This window comes from Cupriavidus consociatus (assembly GCF_017814975.1).
Lineage (GTDB): Bacteria > Pseudomonadota > Gammaproteobacteria > Burkholderiales > Burkholderiaceae > Cupriavidus > Cupriavidus consociatus.
Map to the genome: position 1 here is coordinate 129,916 of NZ_JAGIQA010000018.1, position 24,263 is coordinate 154,178.

Sequence of the window (24,263 nt, forward strand, 5' to 3'; positions counted from 1 at the left end):
CGCCTATCACCGCCGATTTAGCCGACCACCATCCGAAATTACTCTGTACTCATGCTTGTCCGGCGCCATCACCCGGCCACTGGCTCCATTTCCGCCCTGCGCCCCTCCGTAAGGCCGCCCAATACATGACCCGAAGTTCCGAAGACAACTCTGCCTCTTCGATCCTGCATCCAGGTGGGAAGCCGCTCAAGTCAATGCCAAGGTCCACCGCCGCAGCTAGACAGATCACCATGCGCCTCGGGCACGCTGAACGCATCTCCGCGCGATAGAGGAAGAGCAGCGCGGCCTGGTAGCCGATACCGTGACGCCTGGCCATATGCCGTGCCTGCCGAGCGGTAGCCCCCCGCCAGTCACGCATCTCGCGCAAGATGTCGCCAAGGCGGTCGATCAACCGGTCTTCGCTGCCAATGCGATGCCGGACACGAGTCTTCTGCTCCGCCACGACCGGGCGCTCACGGATATCCCGAAAGTGAAGAGCAGGTTCGGCTGGCCACCGAAACCCATTCACGGGAGAACTCACGTCGGTACGTGGCCGGGCCAGGGAGCGCCGCAGCTTGCTTGTTGCCTGAGGAGGAACTTCTGGATCTTGCCGGTCGACGTCCTGGGAAGTCGGCCGATGACTACCTTCTTCGGCGCCTTGAAGTGCGCCAAGTGGGCGCGGCAATGTTCGATCAGTTCGCGCTCGCCAACCCTAGCGCCATCGGCGACTTCGACAAAGGCGCATGGCGTCTCCCCCCAACGCTCGTCCGGCTGGGCGACGACGGCTGCCACGCGCACCGCGGGGTGCCGGTAGAGCACCTCCTCCACCTCCAGCGAGTTGATATTCTCTCCGCCGGAAATGATGACGTCCTTGGAACGGTCCCGGATCTGTACATAGCCATCCGGGCAGACGACTGCGAGGTCACCCGAGTGGAACCAGCCGCCGGCAAAAGCTTCCGCCGTGGCCTCGGGGTTCTTCAGGTAGCCCTTCATCGTCATGTTGCCGCGGAACATGACTTCGCCGATGGTCTTCCCGTCCCACGGCACCGGCACAAGGGTTTCGGGATGCAGCACGGCCATGCCTTCCTGCGCAGTGTAGCGGACGCCCTGCCGTCCTTTCCGTTCCGCCAGCGCATCGATGCTGAGGTCGTTCCATTCGGGCTGCTCCACGCAAACCGCCGCGGGGCCGTAGACCTCGGTCAGCCCGTAGATCTGGGTGATCCTGATCCCCATGCGCAACAGGCCCTCGATCACCGGCATCGGCGGCGGCGCGCCGCCGATGAGTCCGTGGACCGGATGGTCGATGCCCGCCTTCCACGCTTCAGGTGCGTGGGCAAGCATCGCATGCACGATCGGCGCTCCGCAGTAATGCGTGACCTGGTGCTCGCGAATCGCATCGAGCACGGCGGCAGCATCCACCCGCCGCAGGCAGACGCTGGTACCGGCGTTGGCCGCCAGCGTCCAGGCGAAGCACCAGCCATTGCAGTGGAACAGCGGCAGCGTCCACAGGAAGACGGCGTGCCGGGGCATGCCCCAGTCGAGCATGTTCGACAGCGCAGCCAGATAGGCGCCGCGATGGTGGTAGACCACGCCCTTTGGGTTGCCCGTGGTGCCGGACGTATAGTTGAGGGCGATGGCCTGCCATTCGTCGACGGGCTCGCCGCCCTCCCAGTGCGGATTGCCCCCGGCCAGGAAGCCCTCGTATTCGATCTCCGCCAGCCTGCGGCCCGCTTTGACGGCGGGATCGATGATGTCAATCACCAGTGGCTTGTCGTCGAGCAGCGCCAGTGCGGCTTCGACTACGTCAGCGTACTCCGTGTCGGTGATCAGCACCTTTGCATCCGCGTGCCTGAGCATGAAGGCGATGGCGGCCGCGTCCAAGCGCACGTTCAACGTGTTCAGCATGGCGCCGCTCATGGGCACGCCGAAATGCATCTCCAGCATCTCCGGCGTGTTGGCGGCCATCACGGCCACTGTATCGCCAGTCCTGACGCCGGCGGCCACCAGCCCCGACGCGAGGCGGCGGCTGCGGTCCAGCATTGCCCGCCAGCTCGTGCGGCGCTCGCCGTAGATGATGGCTGTACGCTCAGGGTAGACCTCGGCCGTCCTTCGCAGGAAGGAGATCGGTGTCAGAGGCACGAAGTTGACCGGGCTGCGCTCCAGCCCATTCGCGCTGTGTTCGACGTGTTCCATGGATTGCCTCACTGGCTGCAGCCGTGCGTCAGCGCATTACGTCGCGGGAGATGATCATCCGCTGGATCTCGGAGGTCCCCTCAACGATCTCAAGCACCTTGGCATCTCCGAACGCGCGCGATACCGCGTACTCCGTCATGATCCCGTTGCCGCCGTGGATCTGCACGGCCTGGTGGGCCGCCTCCATGGCCTTCTCGGTTGCGAAGAGCTTTGCCATCGAGGCCTGCCGATCGTAGGGCCGGCCCTCGTCCTTGGCCACCGCAGCGTCGTAGAGCATCAGGCGGGCGGCGTGTGCGTGGGTCGCCATGTCGGCCAGCTTGAACTGCAACGACTGGAACTGGTTGAGCGTCTTGCCGAACGCTGTGCGCTCGCTCATGTAGCGGACAGAGCGTTCCAGCGAGCCCTGCAGGATGCCCAGGCCCAGCGTTCCGATCAGGATGCGGCCGGTGCTCACTTGTGACAAGGTCTGCCGGAGGCCGGCCCCGACCTCGCCAAGCAGGTGGTTGGCAGGAATGGCGCAGTCCTCGAAGAACAGCTCGAATGTGGTCGATCCGCGCCAGCCGATCTTGTGCAGCTTCTTGCCATGACTGAAGCCGGACGTGCCGTTCGGCACGATGAAGTTCGAAATCTCCTTGCGGCCGTCGGGCCGGGTTCCCGTCACCGCCGCAATGACGATCGGGCCGGTGATCTCGGAACCCGAGTTGCTGATGAAGGTCTTGGCGCCATTGATGACCCAGCAGCCATCCTTCAGCACGGCGCGGGTCTGGATATTGGCGGCGTCGGAGCCGGCGTTCGGCTCTGTCAGGCCGATGCAGCCGACCTGCGTGCCCGTCAGGATCGGCCGCAGGAAGCGCGCCTTCTGGCCGTCGGTGCCGTAGTTGTTGAGCAGGCTGGCCGCCGTCGAGTTGGCCATGATGGCCACTGCCACGGCGCAATCGACGCGGGCGATCTCTTCCAGCGCAATGGCGAAGCCAAGCCAGTCGCCGCCGCTACCTCCCCAGGCTTCGGGGTACGGCAGCCCGATATAGCCCAGTTCGCCGGCCCGGCGCCAGATCTCGTAGGGAAAACTCTCCTCTTCCCACAACCGGTGGGCGACCGGTGCGATCTCTTCCTCGGCGAAGCGGCGCACCGCCTCGCGGATCATCTCGTGGTGTTCTGCGACGTATGACATCGTCTTCCTCCTCAATACGATTCCTGCAGCATCGCCATGTAATCGTCGACCGTGGCAATGCGGGGATTGGTGGCGTGGCAGTGGTCCTTCGTGGCGGCGACAGCGATGTCTTCCAACACGTCACGCGGCACGCCCATGGCGCCGAGACCGGCCGGCAAGCCGAGACGGGCGTTGAGGTCGCTGATGGCCTGAACCGGGTCCCCGCCGGCGGGCAGGCCCATGGCCTGTGCCAGTGCGGCCTGCTTGGCTTGGGTCGCCGGCTTGTTGAAGCGCAGCACGGCCGGCAGCAGCACGGCGTTCAGCGTGCCGTGGTGCAACGAGACGCCGGGCACCGCGCCCAGCGGGTGCGACAGGGCATGCACCGCGCCCAGCCCCTTCTGGAAGGCCAGCGCGCCTTCCATGGCGGCCATCATCATGTTCCAGCGCGCGTCGCGGTCGCTGCCGTCGGCGGTGGCCTTGCCGATATTGGCCACGCCGCGGCGCAGGCCGTCCAGAGCGATCGCCTCGGCGGGCGGGTTGATGGCCGGCGCCAGGAAGGTCTCGATGCAGTGGGCGATGGCGTCCATGCCGGTCGCGGCGGTCAGGGCCGGAGGCAATCCCAGCGTCAGTTCGGGGTCGCAGATGGCGAGCTTCGGCAGCAGGAACGGACTAAGCAGGCCGAGCTTGCGGCCGGACTCCATGACGATGACAGCGCCCCGGCCCACCTCGCTGCCGGTACCCGCAGTCGTCGGGATGGCCACCAGCGGGGCGACCCGGCTGGTGATCCGGCTCGCGCCGCCCTCCACCGCCGCGTAGGTCTGCAGCGGTGCCGGGTGGGTCGCCAGCAGCGCGGTGGCCTTGCCCAGGTCGATGGGCGACCCGCCGCCCACGGCCACGATGCCGTCGCAGCCATTGCCGAGGTAAAGGCCGGTCGCGGCGGACACGGCGGCTTCCGTCGGGTTGGATGGGGTGTCCTCGAAGACGGTGGGCGTGCAATCCGGGCCCAGGGCGTCGAGCACCTTGTCGGCGATACCGGCGGCGCGGATGCCGCGGTCGGTGACGATCAGCGGTCGCTGGATGCCCAGGCGCTGCAGCTCGGCCCCCAGCATCCGGATGGCGCCGAAGTCGATGTGAACGGTAGTCAGGTAGTTGATGACAGCCATGTTTTCCTCGTAGATATGTCGATGCGTCAGGCGCGGAATAGCGTTGGGTCCATGCGCGGAAGCGGCTCCGCCACGCGCACCGGCGGGAAGGCCATCAGGTCTAGCACCTGCGACCTGATGTCAATACCGGGCGCAACCTCCTCCAGCACCAGTCCGTCTGGCGCCACCGAGAAGACTGCGCGCTCGGTGATGACCTTGGCCTCCTGGCCGCGCTCGGCCACGTTGCGCCCGAGCGGATAGGTGATCTCATCCACGCGCTCGACGAACTTGCGCACGCTCCCCTCACGCCCGACCGACAGGAAACCGTCGGTGGTGTCGGCGGCGAGGCCGCCGGTGGTGAAGGTGCCGGTGAACAGCAGCTTGCGCGCGTTGTAGGCGATGTCGATGAAGCCGCCCGGCCCCGGATTGGCCGCGCCGAAGCGGCTGACGTTGATGTTCCCGGCCCGGTCGAACTGGGCAAAGGCCAGCGCCGCCATCGGGCAGTTGCCGCCGTCAATGAAGTCGAACTGCGAGGGGCCGTCGATCAAGGCCTCCGGATACTTGTTGGCGGAGAATTGCCAACCGCTCATCACGACGCCGCCGAAGGGGCCGTGCTCGGTGGTAAAGCTGTAGCGATGCAGGCCGCCGTCGGCGAACAGGCCGTCTTCCATCATCACCGTGGGCACGTCGGACGAAGCGCCGAAGCCGAAGATGCTGACCTCGCCGGGCCTGATTTCCCGGGCCGCCCGCCGAGCGATCACCTTGTCGGCGCCGGGCGTCAGGCGGTCCGAGGCGCGACCGTCGAAAAGCTGGCCGCCGAGATAGGCATCGTCGTACCGGATGTCGGTGGTCATCATGGCGTCGGGTTCCACCACGACGCGATCCACCAGCACGCCGGGAATCCGCACCGCATGCGCCGGCCGGGCGTGGCGCGGCACCAGCTTGCGCACCTGTGCGATCACGGTGCCGCCTGACGCCTTCACCGCCAGCGCCATGGCCAGCGCGCACGACGTGATCGGCTCGTCCTCGAAGCTCAGGTTGCCGTGCTCGTCGGCGCTGGTGGCACGCAGGAACGCCACGTCGAGCGGCCAGCTCGGATAGAAGAGGTATTCCTTGCCGTCCAGCTCCTGCATCCGCACCAGGTCGTCGGTGGCGCGCGCCGTGTACTTGCCACCCTGCTGGCGCGGATCGATGTAGGAGCCGAGGCCGATGCGGGTCAGGTAGCCTGGGCTGCGCCGGGCGACTTCGCGCAGCCAGTGCATGGTGGCGCCGATCGGCCAGCAGTAGGCTTCCACCCGATTCTCGCGGATCAGGCGCATGAACTCGGGGCGCTCGCCGGTGGCCGGATTCACCGCATTGGTAAAGTTGCCCGACACGATCCGCTTCATCAGCCCTTCGACTGCCACGTGATCCATGCCGCGGATGCCCATGCCGTCGCCGACACTGACCGGGAAGAAGAAGGTCAGGTCACGAGGCGATCCAGTCTCATGGAAGCGTTGCGCCAGCGCCTGGAACAACGCGTCCGGCGTCAGCCAGCCGATCACGCCGACGCTGCCCACGCTCTGGCCGGGCCGGATATCCGAAACGGCCTGCGCCGCAGTACAGATCTTGCTCATGCGATCTCTCACCTTTCTCGCCGCTCGCAGCCCGGGCTCAGGCCTGGAAATGGATAATGTGGGTACCGACGCAGACCGTCTCGCCCCGCTGGTTGAGTAGCGTCGCCTCAGCCCACAGGCGCTTCTTCTCGTCGTCGGCGCGGGCAATGCGGTAGTTCACGGTGAGGGTGTCTCCGATGCGAACGGGCTTGGTGAAGCGCACGTTGTCGTAGCCGTAGGAGACCGCCGGGCGTTTGATCATGTCGAGATACTTGGTCACGGCGCCGGCGATGAAACCGACCATCATGGCGCCCTGCGCGATGCGGCCGCCGAAGCCCATGCGCTTGCAGTATTCTTCGTCCATGTGATTGGGGTGGTTGTCACCGCTAATGCCGGCGAAGGCATAGATGTCGTACTCGCCGAGGGTGCGCGTGTAGCTGGTGTGCGTGCCAATAAGGGTGGATACGTTGCCTTCGTGCGGGATCTTGATGTCGGACACTTGGTTTCTCCGGGAGTGGGTTGGGTTCAGACCTGGGTGGCGTCAATCCTGCCCGCGAGGATGAGCAGAGATTCGAAGAGAAAGTAGTCGCCCCAGACCAGTTCGTTATCCATGGCGACGCCATTGCGCTTGTTGAAGCAGCCGCCGGTGAGGATGCCCGCCTGCCGTACATCGCCTGGGCTGACCGGGGTCAGGAAGCGGATCACGAGTTGCTCGATGCTCTCGACGGCGGCCTGGCGGTAGACTGCCGCCCGCTCCGGGATGAGCGCAGCCAGTTTGAACAGGCTGGCGGCGGCGATGGCAGTGGCCGAGGTGTCGCGGTTAGTGTGCGGGATGGCGGGATCGTCGAAATCCCAGAAGGCCACGCAGTCGGCGGGCAGGTGCGCGACCCACCAATCGGCCACGCGGATCGCGTCGGATTTGAACGCCTGCTCGCCGCACGACAGCGCCTGTGCGAGGCCGAGCATGCCCCACGCCTGGGCGCGGGCCCAGGTGCTGCTGTCATGAATGCCCTTGTGCGTGTAGCGCTTCACGAGCGAACCATCGGCAGCATTGAATGTGGCGGACTGGCAAACCGAGCCATCCTCCCGCACGCATAAGGCAATGTGCTGGCGCAGGTGCTGGCGGCCGATCTCGCCCGTGCCGAGCGCGGCGTCGTGCCGCAGCAGCAGCGCCACGGTGCCCGGAATCGCATCGATGTTGACCTCGCACGCCCCCACGCTGGAAGCCTCCTCAGCCTCGGTGCCGAGCGGGATCAGGCGGGCTGCTTCGCTGTACATTTCCGCCAGGCCACGCGAGCCGTCGAGGGCGAGCCCCGCGGCCTGCGGATCGGCCAGCAGCGAGCCGCCGAGTTGCGCGCCGTACCAGAAGAGGAACCCTTTGAACACCGACTTCGACACCACCCGCGGCGCCAGCCGTGCGGACCACATGCGGGCGCTGTCGCGGTACTTCTGCTCGCCAGTGCGCAAGGCAGCCAGCCACAGCATCCCGACCCAGAACCCACCGGTCCAGTCGCCGGCCGGGGTGCGTGTCCAGGTGCCGTCGGCCGGATTGCCATAGTGCGGAAAGCCCACCTCGTCCTGCGCGATCGTCGCATCGATGCGTTGCAGGATGCGATCGAGCGCATCATCGATCAGTCTGGAATCCATATGTTTGTCTCCATGCGTACATTGGCTTGTCCGGTCTCCGGTGCCAGCCTTGCGGACCGACTGGGGTGGCGTGCGGAGCGGGGTATGCATGGAATCCTAGGGATTGCACAAACTAGTGTCCAATATATAATTAATGGATCTTTGATACTCAATGGATATAGTGATGGACCTTCGCCACCTGCGGTACTTCATCGCCATCGCTGAGGAACTTAATTTCACGAGAGCGGCCGAGCGACTGCACATCGCACAGCCTCCGCTGAGCATGCAGATCCGCCAACTCGAGGAGGAGATGGATGTCACACTGCTAAATCGCTCGCGTCGGCACGTGGAGCTGACGGAAGCGGGTCGCATTTTCCTTGAGCAAGCGCGGCAGATCCTGCGAGCTACCGAGAGGGCAGTCGTGCAGGCGCAACGCGCGCATCGCGGCGAGACGGGTCGGCTGACGGTCGGCTTCTTCGAACACACGTCCTATACGCTGCTGCCGCCCATCCTGCGCGCCTACCGAGAACGCTTTCCTTCCGTCGAAATCCTGCTGCGCTGGTTTCCGGTCGTCAAACAGGCGGAAGCTCTGCGCCGGGGTGACGCGGATATTTCCTTCATGCGGCCGGTGCCAGACCTTGAGGAAGTGACATGGGAGACCATCCTGGAAGAGCCGTTCGTGCTGGCCGTGCCGGCAAGACACCCGTTGGCGAATGCTGAGTCGATTTCTCTGAAGAAATGTGCGCAGGAGCCCTTCATCATGTACATACCAGAGATGGCGCCGGACTTCCACGCCATGAACATGCGCATGTGCGCGTCGGCGGGTTTTGTACCGAAGGTTATCTCGGAAGTGGGGCAGGTCTATACGCTACTCGGCCTGGTCAGCTCCGGTGCGGGCATCGGCTTCGTGCCAGCATCAGTCCGGAAGGTGAAGTTCGACCACGTGGTTTACAAGCCGATCGAAGGCCGGCAGCCGACAATCGAGATCATGCTCGGCTATAGCCAGCGCACCCCAACGCCGCTCATGACGGCGTTCATCGAGACGGCCAAAAGCATGCTGTGAGGGTCCCCCCGACCTCGCCCGCTGCAACATGGGCAAGGTGGAGGATGGCGCGGGTGTTCAGTCGCGACGGGAGGTCGGCGACAGGCTACCGTCGACGTGGCGGTCGAGCGCCAGTGGGTTGAAGTCGGCCAGCGCGGCCGGCAACAGGCTGGATGGGAAGTTCTGATAGCACACTGGGCGCAGGAACCGCTCGAGGGCGGCACTGCCGACCGACGTGCTGCGCCCATCGGACGTGGCCGGGAACGGTCCGCCGTGGACCATGGCGTGGCTCACTTCCACGCCGGTCGGGAAGCCGTTTACCAGGATTCGGCCCGCCCGGTCTTCCAGCCGCGGCAGCAGTTCGGCCGCGAGAGCTTGGTCCGCCGGCGCCATCTGCAGCGTGGCGGTCAGTTGCCCTTCCAGCCCGTCGAGCACCGCCGCCACATCCGCCGCCGAGCGGCATCTGACGATCAGCGAGCAGGGACCGAATATCTCCTCACCCAGTTCGGGAAAAGCCAGAAAGCTGGCCGCGTCGGTGGCGAACAGATGGGCCGTCGCCGCGCAGGCGCCGCTGCTGCTTTCGCCGGTGGCCACGCCTCGTACTGCCTCATGCGACTGCAGGCGCGCCACCCCGGCGGCGTAGGCGCGGCCGATGCCGGGCGTCAGCATCGTACCCGCCGGCTTGCCTTGTACGGTCCGCCCGGCTTCGGCCTCGAAGCGATCACAGTCGTCCCCTTCCAGCGCGATCACCAAACCGGGGTTGGTGCAAAACTGGCCGACGCCCATCACGAGCGAATCGACAAATTCCCGCGCGATGTCTTCGGCACGATCTGCCAGCGCATGTGGCAGCAGGAGCACCGGGTTGACGCTGCTCATTTCGGCGTAGACCGGAATCGGCAAGGGCCTGGCCATTGCCTGCCGCAAGAGCGCGAGGCCACCGGCCCGGGAGCCGGTGAAGCCGACCGCCCGGATGGCGGGATGCCCGACGAGCGCCTGTCCTACGTCATTGCCAACGCCAAAGAGCAGGGAGAACGTCCCCTCCGGCAGCCCGTATTCGGCCACCGCCGCCTGGATGACCCGGCCGACCAGTTCGGAAGTGCCGGGATGCGCTGGGTGGGCCTTGACGACCACCGGGCAGCCCGCCGCGAGGGCCGACGCCGTGTCGCCGCCGGCCACCGAGAACGCCAGCGGGAAATTGCTGGCGCCGAAGACGGCCACCGGGCCCAGCGGGACGTTGCGTCGGCGCAGGTCGGGGCGCGGCAGCGGCGTGCGATAGGGCAAGGGCGTATCCAACGTCGCCCCATGCCAGTGCCCGGCCCGTACAACCCCTGCGAACAGCCGCAACTGGCCCGCCGTGCGCGCCTGCTCGCCCTGCAGACGCGCTCGCGGCAGAGCCGTCTCGGCCATGGCGCGCTCGATGAGGGCGTCGCCGAGGCCTTCGATGCCGGCGGCGATGGTTTCCAGGAAGCTGGCGCGGGTCTCGGGCGTCGTCTCGCGATACCTCGCAAAGCTGCTCGCAGCGAGGCGGCAGGCCTGATCGACGTCGGTGGGGCCGGCGCCCCCGAACGCGGGCTCGATGTCGGCGGCAAGCGCCGGAGAAAACGCCTTGAACGCGCCGGCGGTGCCGCTGACGCTGCTCTGCCCGATCAGCATATGTCCGGTGATCCTCATGACGCCTTCTTCCCAATGAGCGGGCAGCCACCTTCTTCCATCGGCCGGAACGCCTCGTTGGCGGGAATGGTGGCGATGAGCTTGTAGAAGTCGCCCGCGTACTTCGATTCCGACGGCTTCTTCACCTCGAAAAGATAGAGCGGGTGGATCTTCCGGCCGTCTTCGCGGATGCTGCCCTTGCCGAACAGCTTGTCGTCGGTGGGCATCGCCTTCATCTTCGCGACCACGGCAGCGCCGTCGCCGTCCGCCTTCATCGCCGCCACTGCCTTCAGGTAGTGGGTCACCGCCGAGTACGTGCCCGCCTGCGCCATGGTTGGAAACTTGCCGTTGTTGGCGGCGGCGAATTCCTTGCCGAACTTGCGGTTCTCGTCGGTCATGTCCCAGTACCAGGTCTCGCTCAGCAAAAGGCCTTGAGCGGCTTTGAGGCCGAGCGCCTGGACATCGCTGCTGAAGACGAGCAGGCCTGCCAGCTTCTGACCGCCGGCGGTCACGCCGAACTCGGCGGCCTGCTTGACCGCGCCGATGGTGTCCCCCCCGGCGTTGGCCAGGCCCACTACCTGTGCCTTGGAGGCCTGAGCCTGAAGCAGGTAGGAGGAGAAATCGTTGCCCGGGAAAGGATGCCGGACCTTGCCGAGGACCTTGCCACCGTTCTTGACGACAACGGCCTCGGTGTCGCGTTCGAGCGAGTGGCCGAAGGCGTAGTCAGCAGTCACGAAGAACCAACTCTTGCCACCCGACTTGACCACCGCCTTACCAGTCCCATTCGCCAGTGCCCACGTGTCGTAGGCCCAGTGGATCGCATTGGGCGTGCAGGCTTTGCCGGTGAGGTCGGAGGTGCCGCCGCCGGTGACAATCATCACCTTGTTCTTCTCCTTGGCCACTTGGTTGACCGCCAGGACGACCGACGAGGTCGGCACGTCGACGATAGCGTCCACCTTGTCCACGTCGAACCAGCGGCGGGCGATGCTCGCCCCGACGTCCGGCTTATTCTGGTGGTCGGCGGCCACGATCTCCACCTTCAGGCCATGCTTCTCGGGCGCAAAGTCCTGGACCGCCTTCTTCGCGGCCCAGACCGAACCGGGACCAGCCAGCCCGGCATAAACGCCGGTCTGATCGTTGAGCACGCCGATCCGGACCACGCCGTCCGTGATCTCGGCCTGCGCCGTCGAGGCCGTCAGCAGCGCGGCGAGCGAAAGCAGCTTGATGCGATTGTTCATCATGTGTCTCCTCTACTGTGGGGATAGATATGGGGTGTTCCGTTCAGCGCCAGATTTCATGCCTTTCCTTCCACGCGCCGGCCAGGCACGCCTGCTCCGGCGGGCGTTTCGTCATGACTTGGTGCCGGCACGGCAGCGTGGCACGGTGCGGGCCGGCCGCGGCGGTTGCCTACAATGTTCTGGCACAACGCGTTCAACTCGCCGACGATGCCGCGGCGGAACGCCAGCACGCACACGACGAAGATGCTCCCCATGATCACGGTGATCATGGAACCGACCTTGTCGGCCAAGGCGTTCTGGATGGCGACCACTATGCCCGCGCCCACCACCGGGCCGAAGGCCGTGCCAAGGCCGCCCAACAGCGTCATCAGCACGACTTCGCCGGAGGTGTGCCAGTGCGCGTCGGTCAGCGTGGCAAACTGGAAGACCAGGGTCTTGGTGGCCCCGGCAAGGCCGGCCAGGCCCGCCGAGAGGACGAAGGCCAGCAGCTTGTAGCGCGCGACGTCGTAGCCCAGCGAGGTGGTGCGCGCCTCGTTCTCGCGGATCGCCTTCAGGATCTGGCCGAAAGGCGAATGGATGATGCGGTGGATCAGCCAGAAGGCGAACAGGAAGATCGCCAGCACAAAGTAGTACATGCGCAGGTCCGACGCCAGGTCGATCAGGCCGAACAGCCTGCCTCGCGAAATGGCCTGCATGCCGTCCTCGCCGCCGGTGAACGGCGCCTGCAGGAACAGGAAGTAGAACATCTGTGCCAACGCAAGCGTGATCATCGCGAAGTAGATGCCCTGCCGGCGAATAGCGAGCGCCCCGACGACAAAGCCCGCGGCAGCCGAGACGGCCGTGCCGAGCAGCAGGCCGAGTTCCGGGGTCAGCCCCCAGGTCTTCATGCCGTAGCCCGATATGTAGGCCGCCGTGCCGAGGAACGCCGCATGGCCGAACGAGAGCAGGCCGGTATAGCCGAGCAGCAGGTTGAAGGCGCAGGCGAACAAGGCGAAGCACAGCACCTTCATCAGCATCACCGGATAGAGCACGGCCGGGGCCGCCAGCGCGCCCAGCAGCAGGACACCGTAGCCAAGATTTCTCATTTTCATACTCGACCTCACTTTTCCTTGCCAAACAGGCCTGCCGGCCGAACCATCAGCACGATGACCATGATCACGAAGACCACCGTGGCCGACGCCTCCGGATAAAACACCTTTGTCAGTCCTTCGACCACGCCCAGCCCCAGCCCGGCGACGATCGCGCCAAGGATGGAACCCATGCCGCCGATCACCACCACCGCGAACACGACGATGATCAGGTTCGACCCCATCAGCGGACTTAGTTGCCCCGTCGGTGCTGCCAGCACGCCGGCCAGCCCGGCCAGGCCCACGCCGAAGGCATAGGTCAGCATCACCATCACCGGCACGTTGATGCCGAAGGCTTGGGTAATGCTTGGGTTCTCGGTGGCGGCGCGCAGGTAGGCGCCGAGGCGGGTCTTCTCGATCGTGAACCAGGTCACCAGGCACACTGTGAGCGAGGCGCCGATGACCCACGCGCGGTATTTCGGCAGGCTCATGAAGCCGAGGTTGAAGGCGCCGGCCACCTCCTCGGGAATCGAATAGGGCTGCCCCGAGACGCCGAACTGGAAGCGGAACAGGCCTTCGATAATCAGCGCCAGCCCGAAGGTGAGCAGCAGCCCGTACAGGTGGTCGAGCTTGTACAGCCACCGCAGCAGGCCGCGTTCGATGGCGATACCCGCTAGCCCGACCAGCGCCGGCGCCGCCAGCAGCGACCACCAGTAGCTGATGCCGAGATACTCCAGGGCCGCCCAGGCGACGAATGCGCCCACCATAAACAGCGCGCCGTGGGCAAAGTTGATGATGTTGAGCATGCCGAAGATCACGGCAAGCCCGAGGCTGAGAATCGCGTAAAACGAGCCGTTCACCAGCCCGAGCACGAGTTGCCCCAACAGCCCCTGTAGCGGGACTCCCAGAATCGTTGTCATGTTGTCTCCTCCGCAGCGGTCTCAGACACCCAGGAGTTCCTGGAGCAGGTGCTGCTTCTCGTGAATCTCGTGCTGGTGGATCTCCGCGGCGATTTGGCCGTGCTCCACCACGTACATGCGGTCGGCCAGCGGCGCGGCGAACCGGAAGTTCTGCTCCACCAGCACGATCGTGTAGCCCTTCGCCTTGAGGTCGCGGATGACCTGGGCGAGCTTCTGCACGATCACCGGCGCCAGTCCCTCGGAGATTTCGTCCAGCAGCAGCAACCGCGCCCCGGTGCGCAGGATGCGCGCCATCGCCAGCATCTGTTGCTCGCCGCCCGAGAGCCGCGTGCCCTGGCTATGCCGCCGCTCGTGGAGGTTGGGGAACATCGCGTAGATCTCTTCGAGGCTCATCCCGCCGCCACCCACCTGCGGCGGCAGCAGGAGGTTCTCCTCGCAGGAGAGGCTGGAATAAATCGCCCGCTCTTCCGGGCAAAAGCCGACGCCGAGACGCGCGATGCGATGGGCCGGCATGCCGATTGCCTCGCGGCCGTCGATCATGACCGAGCCGGCACGCCGCCCCGTCAGGCCCATGATGGCGCGCAGGGTGGTGGTACGGCCTGCCCCGTTGCGGCCGAGCAGGGTCACGCACTCTCCCTCGTTCACCAGCAAATCGATACCGTGCAGGATGTGCGATTCGCCGTAGAAGGCATGGAGGTCGGTGACCCGCAGGTATTCCGTCGCCATGATCAATGCCCTCCCGGCGCAGCGAGCGCGGCATCGGCGCTGCCCATATAGGCCTCGATGACCTGCGGGTTGGCGGAGACTTCCGCGTATGTGCCCTCGGCCAGCACGCTGCCGCGCGCCAGCACCGTGATGGCGTCACAGATGCCGGACACCACTTTCATGTTGTGCTCCACCATCAGGATGCTGCGATTGGCCGAGACCTTCTTGATGAGCTGCATGACGCGGTCAACGTCCTCGTGGCCCATGCCCTGCGTGGGCTCGTCGAGCAGCATCAGCTCGGGGTCGAGGGCCAGCGTGGTGGCGATTTCCAGCGCGCGCTTGCGACCGTACGGCATCTCGGCGGTCGTCATGTCGGCGAAGTCCTCCAGTCCGACGTCGGCGAGCAATGCCATGGCCCTGTCGTCGAGCGATGCGAGGACTTTCGGCGAGCGCCAGAACTGGAAGGAAATCCCGAGCCTGCGCTGCAGCGGGATACGTACGTTCTCGAGCACGGTCAGGTGCGGAAACACCGCCGAGATCTGGAAGGAGCGCACCACGCCCCTGCGTGCGATCTGCGCCGGCTTCTCGCCGGTGATCTCGGCACCGTTGAACCGTATGGTGCCGCGCGTGGGATCCAGGAACTTGGTAAGGAGGTTGAAGCAGGTGGTCTTGCCTGCACCGTTCGGACCAATCAGCGCGTGGATGTGCCCACGCCTGACCTTGAGACTGACGTCGTTTACGGCGACAAATCCCTTGAATTCTTTCCTCAGTCCGACGGTTTCAAGAATGAGATTGCTTGCCATGGTCATTTTCGCGCCCGTTGTTGGGTCTTCTGGAGAATATGGCTGCAACTAATACACGTCCAATATATTATTGGTTAGTCATTGACACTTTTTGTGTATATGTCGGAGGCGCGCAGCCAGCCGGGCGCCACTCGCGAATTGTCCCGGACGTCAGGACACGAAGGGCGTGTCGAAGCGCCACAAAGGCGAGAGAAGCGATTGCGAACAAGAGTCTGTTGCTTGAGCGGAGCGGACACACTAACGTCCACGCGTCGGTGGAGGCGAATGACGCTTCGTGGCCGAACGCGGTCAACGGAGGGGAGAGTAGCGATCTCGCGTGCGCAGCACCCTTGTGCAGCGCACGCGGTGAGCTACTTGCCTCTACGACGGCTTACGCGAGGTTGCCGACGAGGCTTTGCTGATGTATCCGTTATATGAGGGATAGCAACGAGTTGCTTCGGGCCGCGTGGGTTTGGTGCTCAAGGAGCGCCCGGTGTTTGCTTGGCGGCTTTCGGTATCCTAAGGACGACACGAAGGCACGACTGATATGACTGGGATCGACATCCCGGAAGATTTTTTCCGCATGAACCATTTCCAGCCGCGCTGGCGGGGGCGCAGCCCAAGCTTGCCGGTCGCGTGGTCGACGGAAGATTTGTGGTGGGACTCAGCCAGCAGGAGCGCACCGAGCGTTACGGATGTGCCAGGACCTGGTCGTGCAACTTCTGCACTACTGCGGGAAAAAGACTGTCGAGCATCCGGATTGGAGCGGCGGCGACACATTACTCGCGCTAGTAGAAGAGGGCATTCGCAGCAAGCAGACAGAGTGGGACCTCGGTGGCACCGAAGTGGACTGGATCGTGACCCGTGTGCGGACGGGCTATTCGAAAGTGGGATGAGCGGCCGGTCACTCTGACCGCAGACACGCCAGCGCTTCTTGTGAACAAACAGTCTCCGGAACGCGCACCCTGCCAAACGGCCGTTACCAATGTGCGCCTAGTTCGACAGGCAGTGCCCACGCATGCAGCACTGCGGTTCGCTGTCATATCCTGAAGCATCTACTCGACGCGCCGAAAGGGCCAGCGTGGTAACGGTGGGTAGCCCTCGGGCCTCTTGCGCAGAAGTGGTGTGGGAGGCGGCAAGGCGGCGGTGTGCGATCGGAACTAACGAGACCTTCTCAGACGGGAGGGCGACATGGGACCCTGCATGAAATGCGGCACGTGGTGTGAGGCGGTAATGTATGAGCTTTCCGCATGTTTCGAAAAGCTCAGCTTCTTTCCGGATACCTTGCCGGTCGCGGATGTCGGTGACTACCTCTGGATGGAGGAGTTTTGCTCTTGTGACTGTCGTGCCGCGGCGCGTCCCTCGGTACTTGCCAAACACGATATCCCGGTGCGATATCCCGGATCGGGTCCCGTTGAAACCTGTGCCCGCTGCGGCGCGCCGGTCGACATGACCGCCTGGCACCTCGCCGTGTACCAGATCGACATGCGGATCGTGAGCGACGTTGTGCTGCAGCCGACGAATGGCACGCTCCTTGCCGTCCTATGTCGACGGTGTTGCCCCGCGGAAGCCGGTGCCGAAGTCGAGCCCGCTGTGGCTGCCCCGAAAGAAGCCTTCACACAGGATGTATAGCAAGTCGCAATCAAGGCGCTCTATTCGATTCGGACGCCTCAGCGCTTCGAGACCGGCAACACACCTTTTTTTGCGCGATATCGCTTGCCAACGCCGCGATGGCAACCGCCAGTGAGAGCTGACGCGCCGCGCAACCGAAGTCTCGTCATGGTCACCGCGCTCTCCGCCCGGCTGACCTGGCGAGCACTGGAAGCTCTTGTTTCGTATCCTGGCAGGTGTAACTAACACAGGCGGCTGTCCGGTGTGAAAATTCGCATACTTAGTCAGGCGATTCGATCTTCAGAATTTGGCTTAGAAGAAGAAAAACCCCTAGTTTTATGGGAAATGTGCAAATACGCTTGAGATTTTTGATGGTTGGTATAGTGTGTAAATGAACACACCTTCCGCATAGGCCTGTTCGTTAAGTCCTCCGCTCTTGTAGGGTGACGATGATGACGAAACGGCTGACTCTTTACTCCCCCGATTGCACCGAGACGACGCCGACGCGCGCCACGAAGCAGACGGCGTAGCGCGGCCGGTGTGTGAAATCCGTCAACCCGAAGGTAAAAGTACCCACCGCAGGAATCGGGTGGCCACCGAGATCACGGCTGGTGCGCGGCGTCTTGCCGATCAATGCGGTCGGCGGAGAAATCCGTCGAGGCCGGCATTCGTCGCGCCCCTCCTGAAGAAGTGAAATGCCGATTTCATAGAGAGCGCTAGGCATCGCCCAGCCTCCAACCGCTTCCAGGAATAGAGGCGGCTCAAGGACGCTGGTCGCCAAGTTGTACGGAGGCAAGAGCGGTGAGGTCGCCGCGATGCCAGTGTAATGCGGGGGAGTGCTATGCCGATCTGGTCTACCAAACCTGTAGACGAGGAGCCGAGGATTGTCCTGCGGCGATGGAGGGTCATCGAGACGGATCAGCAACAGTGCCACCTAGTTGGTCAAAACGTGGCGACCGGCCTGGCGCGTGTTAGCTCCGCCATTGTCGCGATGGATGAATCTTGCACTTGGGCAACTACCGTCTCGGGGCGGCTTTATTCCTTGGAAGGGTCGCCGGGGCAGTGCTCCGATGCGGATTACGTTTGGGCGTTGTGGGCGAAATTCAACTCTGTGCATGCCTCTGCCGATGTGACTTCCCGCTTTGTGGCAGCAGAATCGTATCTCCAGCGCTATTCCGATGCGAAGGATTCGGGCCCTCCGTTGAACTAAGGGTAAATTCAATCCCGGTTCTCGGCTTCCGCCAGACTAAGGTGGCCGCTGGTGAACGAGACGCTAAGGGACCACAGTTGTTCACCACGTTGTTTGGCAAGGAGTGAAGAGATGCTGCTTGTTACTGTTGAGCTTCTCCCTGGCGGTGACCGAGCGAGGCGTCGCACATTGGGCACCGCAGAGATATGGAGAACGGGTTCCGGCCCGATCGCTGATTACAGCGTCGAAGTAGACGAAAATCTGTTCCCAATGCTGGCCGGAGAGGTACATATGTATCCCCGGTGGTCCGCGCGCCTATGGGATCTCGTCATTCGTGCCATTGCTGTGACGCTTGTAGGCGCCGAGGAAATGCCCTCCAGGCCAACCCTGCCAAGGGTGCCTGTCCATGAGGACGGTGGCCTTCGGTATGTTAGGGTCAGCGAGATTCCCGAGCCGTCCCGAACGTATTTCGAGCATAACGTCGCACATTCCACTAAGCCCGTTGTGACCAGCGATCCTGAGCCTCTCGGTTGTGCGTATGCATGGGACTGGGAAGACTTCCTAGGCGGAGATCGCTGAGCGTGAGAAGGCGACGATGAGCGAACCGCATCATGGTGTGTGAATACGCATAGCCGCCTGTCAAATTCGCACACCATAAGCCAAAAAAGGCTGGAAAGTGATCCTTTAGTTCGTCCTTACGACACACACAGCTTCGCGTTTTTCACACCAACCGCATTGGTGCTTTGCTTGCTCTCTCGACACTCGGAGATGCCATGAAGCCAATGCGCGTTGCCGACGCTCAATGCTTGGGCGCTCACGCAGACCCACAGAGCCCGGAGTCCGGGGATTGCCTTATCACGTTCCGCAGGCTTTCCTGGGTGCCTGCTTCCGACGCCCACCTCGTCGTCGTCGTTTGTAGGCGGGCATTGCCTGAATGCCTCTGCTCTCGAGTGTTCTCACTTCGAAGCGAAGGGCAACTCGCATCCGCGTTAGACCGCGCCATGTCGGTGCGAATGCCTTGTCAAGTGATCACGGACGGCCATCTGCCTGAACCCACCCGCCTCTTAGTCTCCTGGGCTAGCAATCGGGGGGTGGAGGTGCTCGAACTCAAGGACGCAACGGTTGAGCCGGACGTCTTTCCATGCTTGCTGAGATTGTCCGTCGTCTGGGCTCAAGCACGTCGTCGGGCGCTGGAGCCTGCGGCTGCAAACGAGGAATTCGAGCGGTGGCGTCTTGCATTCAATAGCGCTCTCAGCAGCGACAGCAGTAGACGCGCCCAACCTTGAGAGTGTGGAAGTCTTCATTGTCGTCAAAAAAGCCGATCGCGTCAGCTACGTATCTTTCGCGATTGCAGGAATGAAAAAATAATCAAAATTTTTGTACATGAGGTGGCGGAGAATTTTGCAGTAAAAACATCGACATACTCACCTATATGAGAATTGTTCTTGCTTTTTTCAGTTGTTTACGTTGACTAATACTGAATGTCTGAGCTGCCGCCACTCAGCAGGTGCGCGCCCTAGGAGGCGAAGAGGGTGCCGTGCTGAACATACGGTGCTGACTGGCGTCGTGATGGTTGCACCCGCGCATGGAGGTGACTGATGTCCAACGAAGATGACCGAATTCGGATAGCACGGCCGCAATGCTCATCCGATCTGACCGCGACAGCGTTGGAGCGCTGTGAGGCAATCCTTGTCGCAACCGAGGAGGCATTCAACGTCGCACCCATGATCACAGGAGAGCAAAGGGGATGCAGAAAACCAGCGGCGGGCGTCGTCGGCTTCCGAGTCGAGCGCTTTCCAAGTAAAAAGAACGCCCGGGATGGCGTGAACATCTATTTTTCCTGCGAATCCAGCCTCGAGTCGGCTTTCGCTCTTGAGCTCGAGCGCAATAGGTCGTTTCAAGCCTTCGTTTCGCAGGCGCTCGCCGTACCCCTGCCAGATGGAACAAAGCAGATCGTCGACTTTATAGCCCTGGATTGGGAAGGGATTCCTCACTACCGCGAAGTGAAGGTGTCACCAAGCAAGACCAGTCACCGCGCGATGGAGAAGGTGATGACAGCGCAGCGTGTGATGCGAGGTTGGGGACTCGACTATCAGATCGTCTATGCAGACGAACTGCCGTGTGGGCTGCCGCTGAGCAACCTCCGATACCTGTACTCCCAGTACACCTGCGTACCTACCGCGGTGACGCAAGAACTGATTCTTGAACGCCTGCGGGCTTATCTTCCTTCAACCTATGGAGCGCTACGCCAACAGTTCGGTGAGGAGGTGGCGTTCCTCATGTTCGTCGGCCTGCTCGAGGTCGACCTGTCGAAGCCAGTCAACTATGAAACCGTCTTGACGCGCTGTGCAACGACAGCGCACGGACATCGGTAGTGTCAGAAAGGAGAAGTGCAATGAAGAAACATGTCATGAAGTTCGGGGAATTTCCTACGGCCGGTCCGGTGTCATTGGACTGCTGCATGGGCGATGTGCTTGTAATAGATGACGCCGGTGAATTTTGTAGGCCGGAGGTATGCGTGATTACGGATATTTATTCGGGGACCATCGTGGCGCTGACAATCCGCCCACGGCCCGAACCACGGAATGGAGATCATCATGGATGCCCAGATATCGACGACGCCTAGCGCCGACATCGTACTCTACGAGGGTATGCGGTTCGAACTAGTTGGGACACAGTACGAGATTGTTTCTAATCACAACGGGGCGGTTCGTTATTTTGCTGTAGTCGGTGGAAAGCGGGCAATAACGATGCAACGCCAGAAGTTTGACACCCTTGTCCGGAACGGCCAACTGATACTGCAGCAAAGCGCAGAGAGTTCGATACTTCTCGGGATATCGGACGAACGCCTACAAAGGGCACTCCTGAAGCTCAGGTGTGCACAGGCGGCAATCAGTGTTCTCTTGCATCCGAGGTCGGAACGTGAGGTAGCAGCGTGGCTGCCCGGCTACTGGGCTAGCCTCGGGGTTGACACGGACATGCCTCATCCCCGGACCGTGACACGATGGGTCGCCCGGTTGATTGACAGGGGGACACAAGCATTTGTGCGCGACCACAAGCCTCATGGCAATTCGCACCCGAGGTTCGACGCGGACGTTGAGGATGCACTCGATTTCGTAATTCATGAGCACTATCTACAGCCCGAGAAGTGCACGTGCGCGGACCTGCATGCATATCTAATCGGACGCCTCGCCGAGACAGGAAGGCTGCTGACCTTAAGGAAAGGTGAGGTCATGAGTCGTAGGAGTATCCAGCGAAGGGTAGCGAAACTCGACCCTCACGATGTCGACGTGGCGAAATATGGCAAAGACGTCGCCGACAGGAGAGCGAGAGCTTCAGGGGTAAAGACAAAATGTCGCCGCGTCCTCGAATACGTGCAGTACGACTCGGTATGCCTCGATATTCTGGTTGTTCACGATGACACAGGAGAAGTCCTGGGTAGACCTTGGATGACCGCATATCTGGACATCTACTCGCGCTGCCTAGTGGGTCGGCACATCAGCATGCTACCGCCATCGGCGTGCGCCGCACTAGCTGCGTTGAAGGATCTGATCACAGCGCCAACGCGAGGCAAGCCTGGCGGCATACCGGAGGCCGGTACTCCTGATTTTGGATCGGAATTTGAGAACTCGGGCCTGATGCGCGCGACGGATAAGCTCGGCATCCGTACTAAGTTGCCAGCAGTGAGGGACCCAAATGACAAAGCCTTCATCGAGTCCTTCAATGGAACCGTACAGAATTTCTGCCACCACTTTCCGGGTACGACATTCTCCAAGCCAGAAGATCGCAGACACTACCCGGCGGAAAAGAAAGCCTGCCTCGGTCTGGGGGCTTTCATCGCTCGATTCGACGACTGGACTGACAACGACTACCACGTTCGGCCGCATAGCGGTACCGGCAGGGCTCCAATCAAACTTTGGAATGAATCGGTCCGGCTTGTACAGCCTCTCTATTACACGGAGGAGGATGCCGATCAAATCTGCCGCAAGCCAATCAACTGCAGGATCAATGACGGCCGTGTCCATCATTACATCACCCTCGATTGGTATAGCCCGACGCTAGCTGCCCTGGAGCGCGCAGGAAAAAAAGACGTGGTGATGCTGATCGACGAACTCGACCTCAGCTACGTGCTTGTCGAGAATCCGGATGGTCCAGGAATGCCGTCGATTCGTGCCGAATCGACGGAGCCCGAGTACACGGCTGGCCTTACCCTTGACCTACACGAGGCTTGCTTGAAAGAGCGGAAGCAATGGGCGGAACGTGATGTGGCCGAACTCGGGCCGTATGGTCTTCTGTACGCGAAGTATAAGGTCCTCCAGGCGGCACAGGATGCGGTAGCGGCAGGAAAAAAGATCCGAACGATCAACATGCGGAAAATGGAAGACCTGCGCGAAAAGGCTGCGCAGGCGCAAAAGGTTGTAGAAGATCGCGGCCTTTACCGACCCTCTGATCTTGGGGTTCCTCGAAAGCCATCGACGGGAACTACCAATGACGATTCGGCGAACACAGATGACGAGACGCTGCCGCGCCGTAGCCGTCCAAAGGCCTTCGATGCCGAGGAGTAATGATCATGGCCGAACTTACCTGCCAGCCCCTAACTGAGGTGTTGGAGCGTCGCGATACGCCGTCCCGAGTTGACGGAGGAATCAAGGCCACCACAATTCCCAGCCCCAAAGTCGCCAGCGCCATGCTTAGCATACGCAAACTTCTCGATGGCGCTCCATGTGCTTCCGTAAGCCTGATCTACGCGCCCGTGACCGGATTGGGCAAGGCTGGGTTCGCGATCCGCCTCATTAACGAGCACCTTCGGGTATCGCTATGCAATCACGGATGGAAAGGACCGGGCTATCGCCAACGAAACGATTGACAAGCTTGGTGTTGCTCGGCAGGAACGTCTTCATCCGACTGCCATTGAAGTCAAGGAGATTTGATCATGCCGACACAAGCTCATTTCTCGCTGCCGAAGTCACTATCACAAGCGGAAGGGGATGCCTCATCCATAGTCTATGGGCAGATCAAAGCCATTACCATCCGCCACCCTGATTACGTGCTGGCAATGGAGGGCATACGAGAGTGTATTCGCGACTCTGCCTATTCTGAGGAGTCGCGTGGCTGCATGGTGGTGGGGGAGGGGGGGATGGGCAAGACAAGATTGGCCAAGCAGCTCATAAAAGACCTTGACGATACTCCTACGCGAATTAAGCGTCGATGTGAAATCAAGCTTCGGCATGCATTCTATGTCTCCATCGATGGGAAGTTATCTGCCGAGGCGTTGGAGGAATCAATGCTACGTGAACTTCACGACGCGAATCCGGCTGGCGGAAGCCCACAAAGCAAGATGGCGCGCATTCTCGAACAATTTGACCAGTGCGAGACTTATGTTGCGCTTATTGATGAGGTGCATCAAATGGCACATAAAAAACGCTTGTCTGCGCCCATTGAAGGTGTACTTAAGAAGATAACTGAGAGTAAGACGGTTGTATGCCTGATGGCGGCTGAAGGCGGACTGGAATTGTTTAGGAATGATCCCCAGATGGCACGAAGATTTCCGAAATTTACGCTTCACCCGTTCACACCGGGAATACCGAAGGATCCGGGGCTACTGCAAGGGTTCCTGTTGGGGATGCGCAACGAGATCATCAAACGAACACCTATCAGGGATATGCCTGACTTTGAGGTATATACGAACGTCTTGCGCATGTATGTTGGCGCCGGCGGAAACATCGCGTTTACCACGACGCTTCTTGCGGACGCCGCTAAGCGAGCCGTGAGGGAGGGACGTGAGTGTTTTACTTTGCAGGATCTGGCTGCTGTCTGGTCGGTTGATAACTTCGATTCGGTAAGGCTGCGTTCCTGCAGCGAGAATCCCTTCACCGCAGACGAGCGTACATTGGGTCGGGCCATCAGGAGGCTATGATGGACTCTCAACCATTGGCCGTGTTGCCGATCATGGTGAACGACGGGTCCTGGCTGGAGAGTCCGGGGAGTGTTCTGACACGTGCCTCCGGTGAGAATGGCTATAAAAGTCCAGAGAGCATGGTTTCAGTTCTACTGGGCATGGATTCTTGGGGATATGCGGAAAGCGCTTGTTGCAACCGCGAGCGCTTTAGGAGGATTCTTTGGCGTTGTGGGATCCGAGATGTCGAAATAGAGCAGCTCAGCTATGTGCGGTCGGCAATGACGTCCGAGGCAGACCGAATGGTTGGCGCCCTCGCTTTTCCGGAAGCCATTTTTGGCTGCGAACTGGGAGCATTCTGTCCCGTGTGCCTCGGGGAAGATCCGTACTGGCGACGCCTCTGGGCGCTGCTTCCCTTTGCGGGGTGTCCAATACACGGGGTACTGATGCCTCGAACGTGTCCTGTCTGTAATTCACC

General features: G+C 62.2%; 20 protein-coding genes and 1 pseudogene. 8 read left to right on the forward strand and 13 right to left on the reverse strand.

Annotated elements, in window-relative coordinates; all coding sequences use genetic code 11:
* Window positions 1-516: 516 nt before the first annotated feature.
* The 6 genes from J8I82_RS23680 to J8I82_RS23705 are packed head-to-tail and all read right to left on the reverse strand — an operon-like array spanning window position 517 to window position 7,706.
* Complete coding sequence (locus J8I82_RS23680; RefSeq protein WP_209761300.1) at window positions 517-2,172, reverse strand: acyl-CoA synthetase; 1,656 nt, start codon at window positions 2,170-2,172, stop codon at window positions 517-519.
* A gap of 28 nt (window positions 2,173-2,200) precedes the next feature.
* Window positions 2,201-3,343, reverse strand: coding sequence for an acyl-CoA dehydrogenase family protein (locus J8I82_RS23685; protein WP_209761301.1), 1,143 nt, complete (start codon window positions 3,341-3,343; stop codon window positions 2,201-2,203).
* A gap of 11 nt (window positions 3,344-3,354) precedes the next feature.
* Window positions 3,355-4,485, reverse strand: a complete 1,131-nt coding sequence (locus J8I82_RS23690; RefSeq protein WP_209761302.1) for an iron-containing alcohol dehydrogenase — start codon at window positions 4,483-4,485, stop codon at window positions 3,355-3,357.
* Between the two features lie 26 nt (window positions 4,486-4,511).
* Window positions 4,512-6,080, reverse strand: a complete 1,569-nt coding sequence (locus J8I82_RS23695; RefSeq protein WP_209761303.1) for an acyl CoA:acetate/3-ketoacid CoA transferase — start codon at window positions 6,078-6,080, stop codon at window positions 4,512-4,514.
* Window positions 6,081-6,117: 37 nt separating this feature from the next.
* Window positions 6,118-6,558 carry a MaoC family dehydratase gene (locus tag J8I82_RS23700; RefSeq protein WP_011296169.1) on the reverse strand — a complete coding sequence of 147 codons (441 nt, stop codon included), beginning with the start codon at window positions 6,556-6,558 and terminating at the stop codon, window positions 6,118-6,120.
* Window positions 6,559-6,584: 26 nt separating this feature from the next.
* Window positions 6,585-7,706 (reverse strand): glycoside hydrolase family 88 protein, encoded by a 1,122-nt coding sequence (locus J8I82_RS23705; protein WP_209761304.1) that lies wholly within the window; start codon window positions 7,704-7,706, stop codon window positions 6,585-6,587.
* 163 nt (window positions 7,707-7,869) lie between these two features.
* Between J8I82_RS23705 and J8I82_RS23710 the strand changes: the two genes are divergently transcribed.
* Window positions 7,870-8,748 (forward strand): LysR substrate-binding domain-containing protein, encoded by an 879-nt coding sequence (locus J8I82_RS23710; protein WP_209761305.1) that lies wholly within the window; start codon window positions 7,870-7,872, stop codon window positions 8,746-8,748.
* A 57-nt stretch (window positions 8,749-8,805) separates the two neighbouring features.
* On the opposite strand, the gene J8I82_RS23715 is transcribed toward J8I82_RS23710, so the two are convergent.
* Genes J8I82_RS23715 through J8I82_RS23740 form a run of 6 tightly spaced genes read right to left on the reverse strand, consistent with a single transcriptional unit; the run spans window position 8,806 to window position 15,110 of the window.
* The gene (locus J8I82_RS23715; RefSeq protein WP_209761306.1) at window positions 8,806-10,398 is read right to left on the reverse strand and encodes an aldehyde dehydrogenase (NADP(+)); all 1,593 of its coding nucleotides are present in this window, start codon (window positions 10,396-10,398) and stop codon (window positions 8,806-8,808) included.
* The gene (locus J8I82_RS23720) at window positions 10,395-11,615 is read right to left on the reverse strand and encodes an ABC transporter substrate-binding protein (protein WP_020423669.1); all 1,221 of its coding nucleotides are present in this window, start codon (window positions 11,613-11,615) and stop codon (window positions 10,395-10,397) included. Before J8I82_RS23720 ends, J8I82_RS23715 begins: the two co-directional genes overlap by 4 nt.
* Before the next feature lie 56 nt (window positions 11,616-11,671).
* Window positions 11,672-12,700 (reverse strand): branched-chain amino acid ABC transporter permease, encoded by a 1,029-nt coding sequence (locus J8I82_RS23725; RefSeq protein WP_041680796.1) that lies wholly within the window; start codon window positions 12,698-12,700, stop codon window positions 11,672-11,674.
* Between the two features lie 14 nt (window positions 12,701-12,714).
* A complete protein-coding gene (locus tag J8I82_RS23730; RefSeq protein WP_209761307.1) occupies window positions 12,715-13,602 on the reverse strand; it encodes a branched-chain amino acid ABC transporter permease in 888 nt (295 codons plus the stop codon).
* 21 nt (window positions 13,603-13,623) lie between these two features.
* Window positions 13,624-14,328 (reverse strand): ABC transporter ATP-binding protein, encoded by a 705-nt coding sequence (locus J8I82_RS23735; RefSeq protein WP_011296176.1) that lies wholly within the window; start codon window positions 14,326-14,328, stop codon window positions 13,624-13,626.
* A gap of 2 nt (window positions 14,329-14,330) precedes the next feature.
* Window positions 14,331-15,110 (reverse strand): ABC transporter ATP-binding protein, encoded by a 780-nt coding sequence (locus J8I82_RS23740; protein ID WP_209761308.1) that lies wholly within the window; start codon window positions 15,108-15,110, stop codon window positions 14,331-14,333.
* A gap of 692 nt (window positions 15,111-15,802) precedes the next feature.
* Between J8I82_RS23740 and J8I82_RS23745 the strand changes: the two genes are divergently transcribed.
* Entirely contained in the window at window positions 15,803-15,985 is a 183-nt protein-coding gene (locus J8I82_RS23745) for a hypothetical protein (RefSeq protein ID WP_209761309.1), read from the forward strand.
* A gap of 337 nt (window positions 15,986-16,322) precedes the next feature.
* A complete protein-coding gene (locus tag J8I82_RS23750; RefSeq protein WP_209761310.1) occupies window positions 16,323-16,721 on the forward strand; it encodes a hypothetical protein in 399 nt (132 codons plus the stop codon).
* 451 nt (window positions 16,722-17,172) lie between these two features.
* On the opposite strand, the gene J8I82_RS23755 is transcribed toward J8I82_RS23750, so the two are convergent.
* Complete coding sequence (locus J8I82_RS23755; protein ID WP_209761311.1) at window positions 17,173-17,424, reverse strand: hypothetical protein; 252 nt, start codon at window positions 17,422-17,424, stop codon at window positions 17,173-17,175.
* Window positions 17,425-19,487: 2,063 nt separating this feature from the next.
* On the opposite strand from J8I82_RS23755, the gene J8I82_RS23760 reads away from it, so the two are divergent.
* From J8I82_RS23760 to J8I82_RS39655, 5 genes and pseudogenes are all read left to right on the forward strand, one after another.
* Complete coding sequence (locus tag J8I82_RS23760; protein WP_209761312.1) at window positions 19,488-20,264, forward strand: hypothetical protein; 777 nt, start codon at window positions 19,488-19,490, stop codon at window positions 20,262-20,264.
* Window positions 20,265-20,486: 222 nt separating this feature from the next.
* Window positions 20,487-22,454 carry a TnsB C-terminal domain-containing protein gene (locus tag J8I82_RS23765; protein ID WP_209761313.1) on the forward strand — a complete coding sequence of 656 codons (1,968 nt, stop codon included), beginning with the start codon at window positions 20,487-20,489 and terminating at the stop codon, window positions 22,452-22,454.
* 5 nt (window positions 22,455-22,459) lie between these two features.
* Window positions 22,460-22,756 carry a hypothetical protein gene (locus J8I82_RS23770; RefSeq protein ID WP_209761314.1) on the forward strand — a complete coding sequence of 99 codons (297 nt, stop codon included), beginning with the start codon at window positions 22,460-22,462 and terminating at the stop codon, window positions 22,754-22,756.
* Between the two features lie 66 nt (window positions 22,757-22,822).
* Window positions 22,823-23,806 (forward strand): TniB family NTP-binding protein, encoded by a 984-nt coding sequence (locus tag J8I82_RS23775; protein ID WP_209761315.1) that lies wholly within the window; start codon window positions 22,823-22,825, stop codon window positions 23,804-23,806.
* Between the two features lie 32 nt (window positions 23,807-23,838).
* A pseudogene (locus J8I82_RS39655) lies at window positions 23,839-24,219 on the forward strand (TniQ family protein); the annotation flags it as partial.
* Window positions 24,220-24,263: the final 44 nt, after the last annotated feature.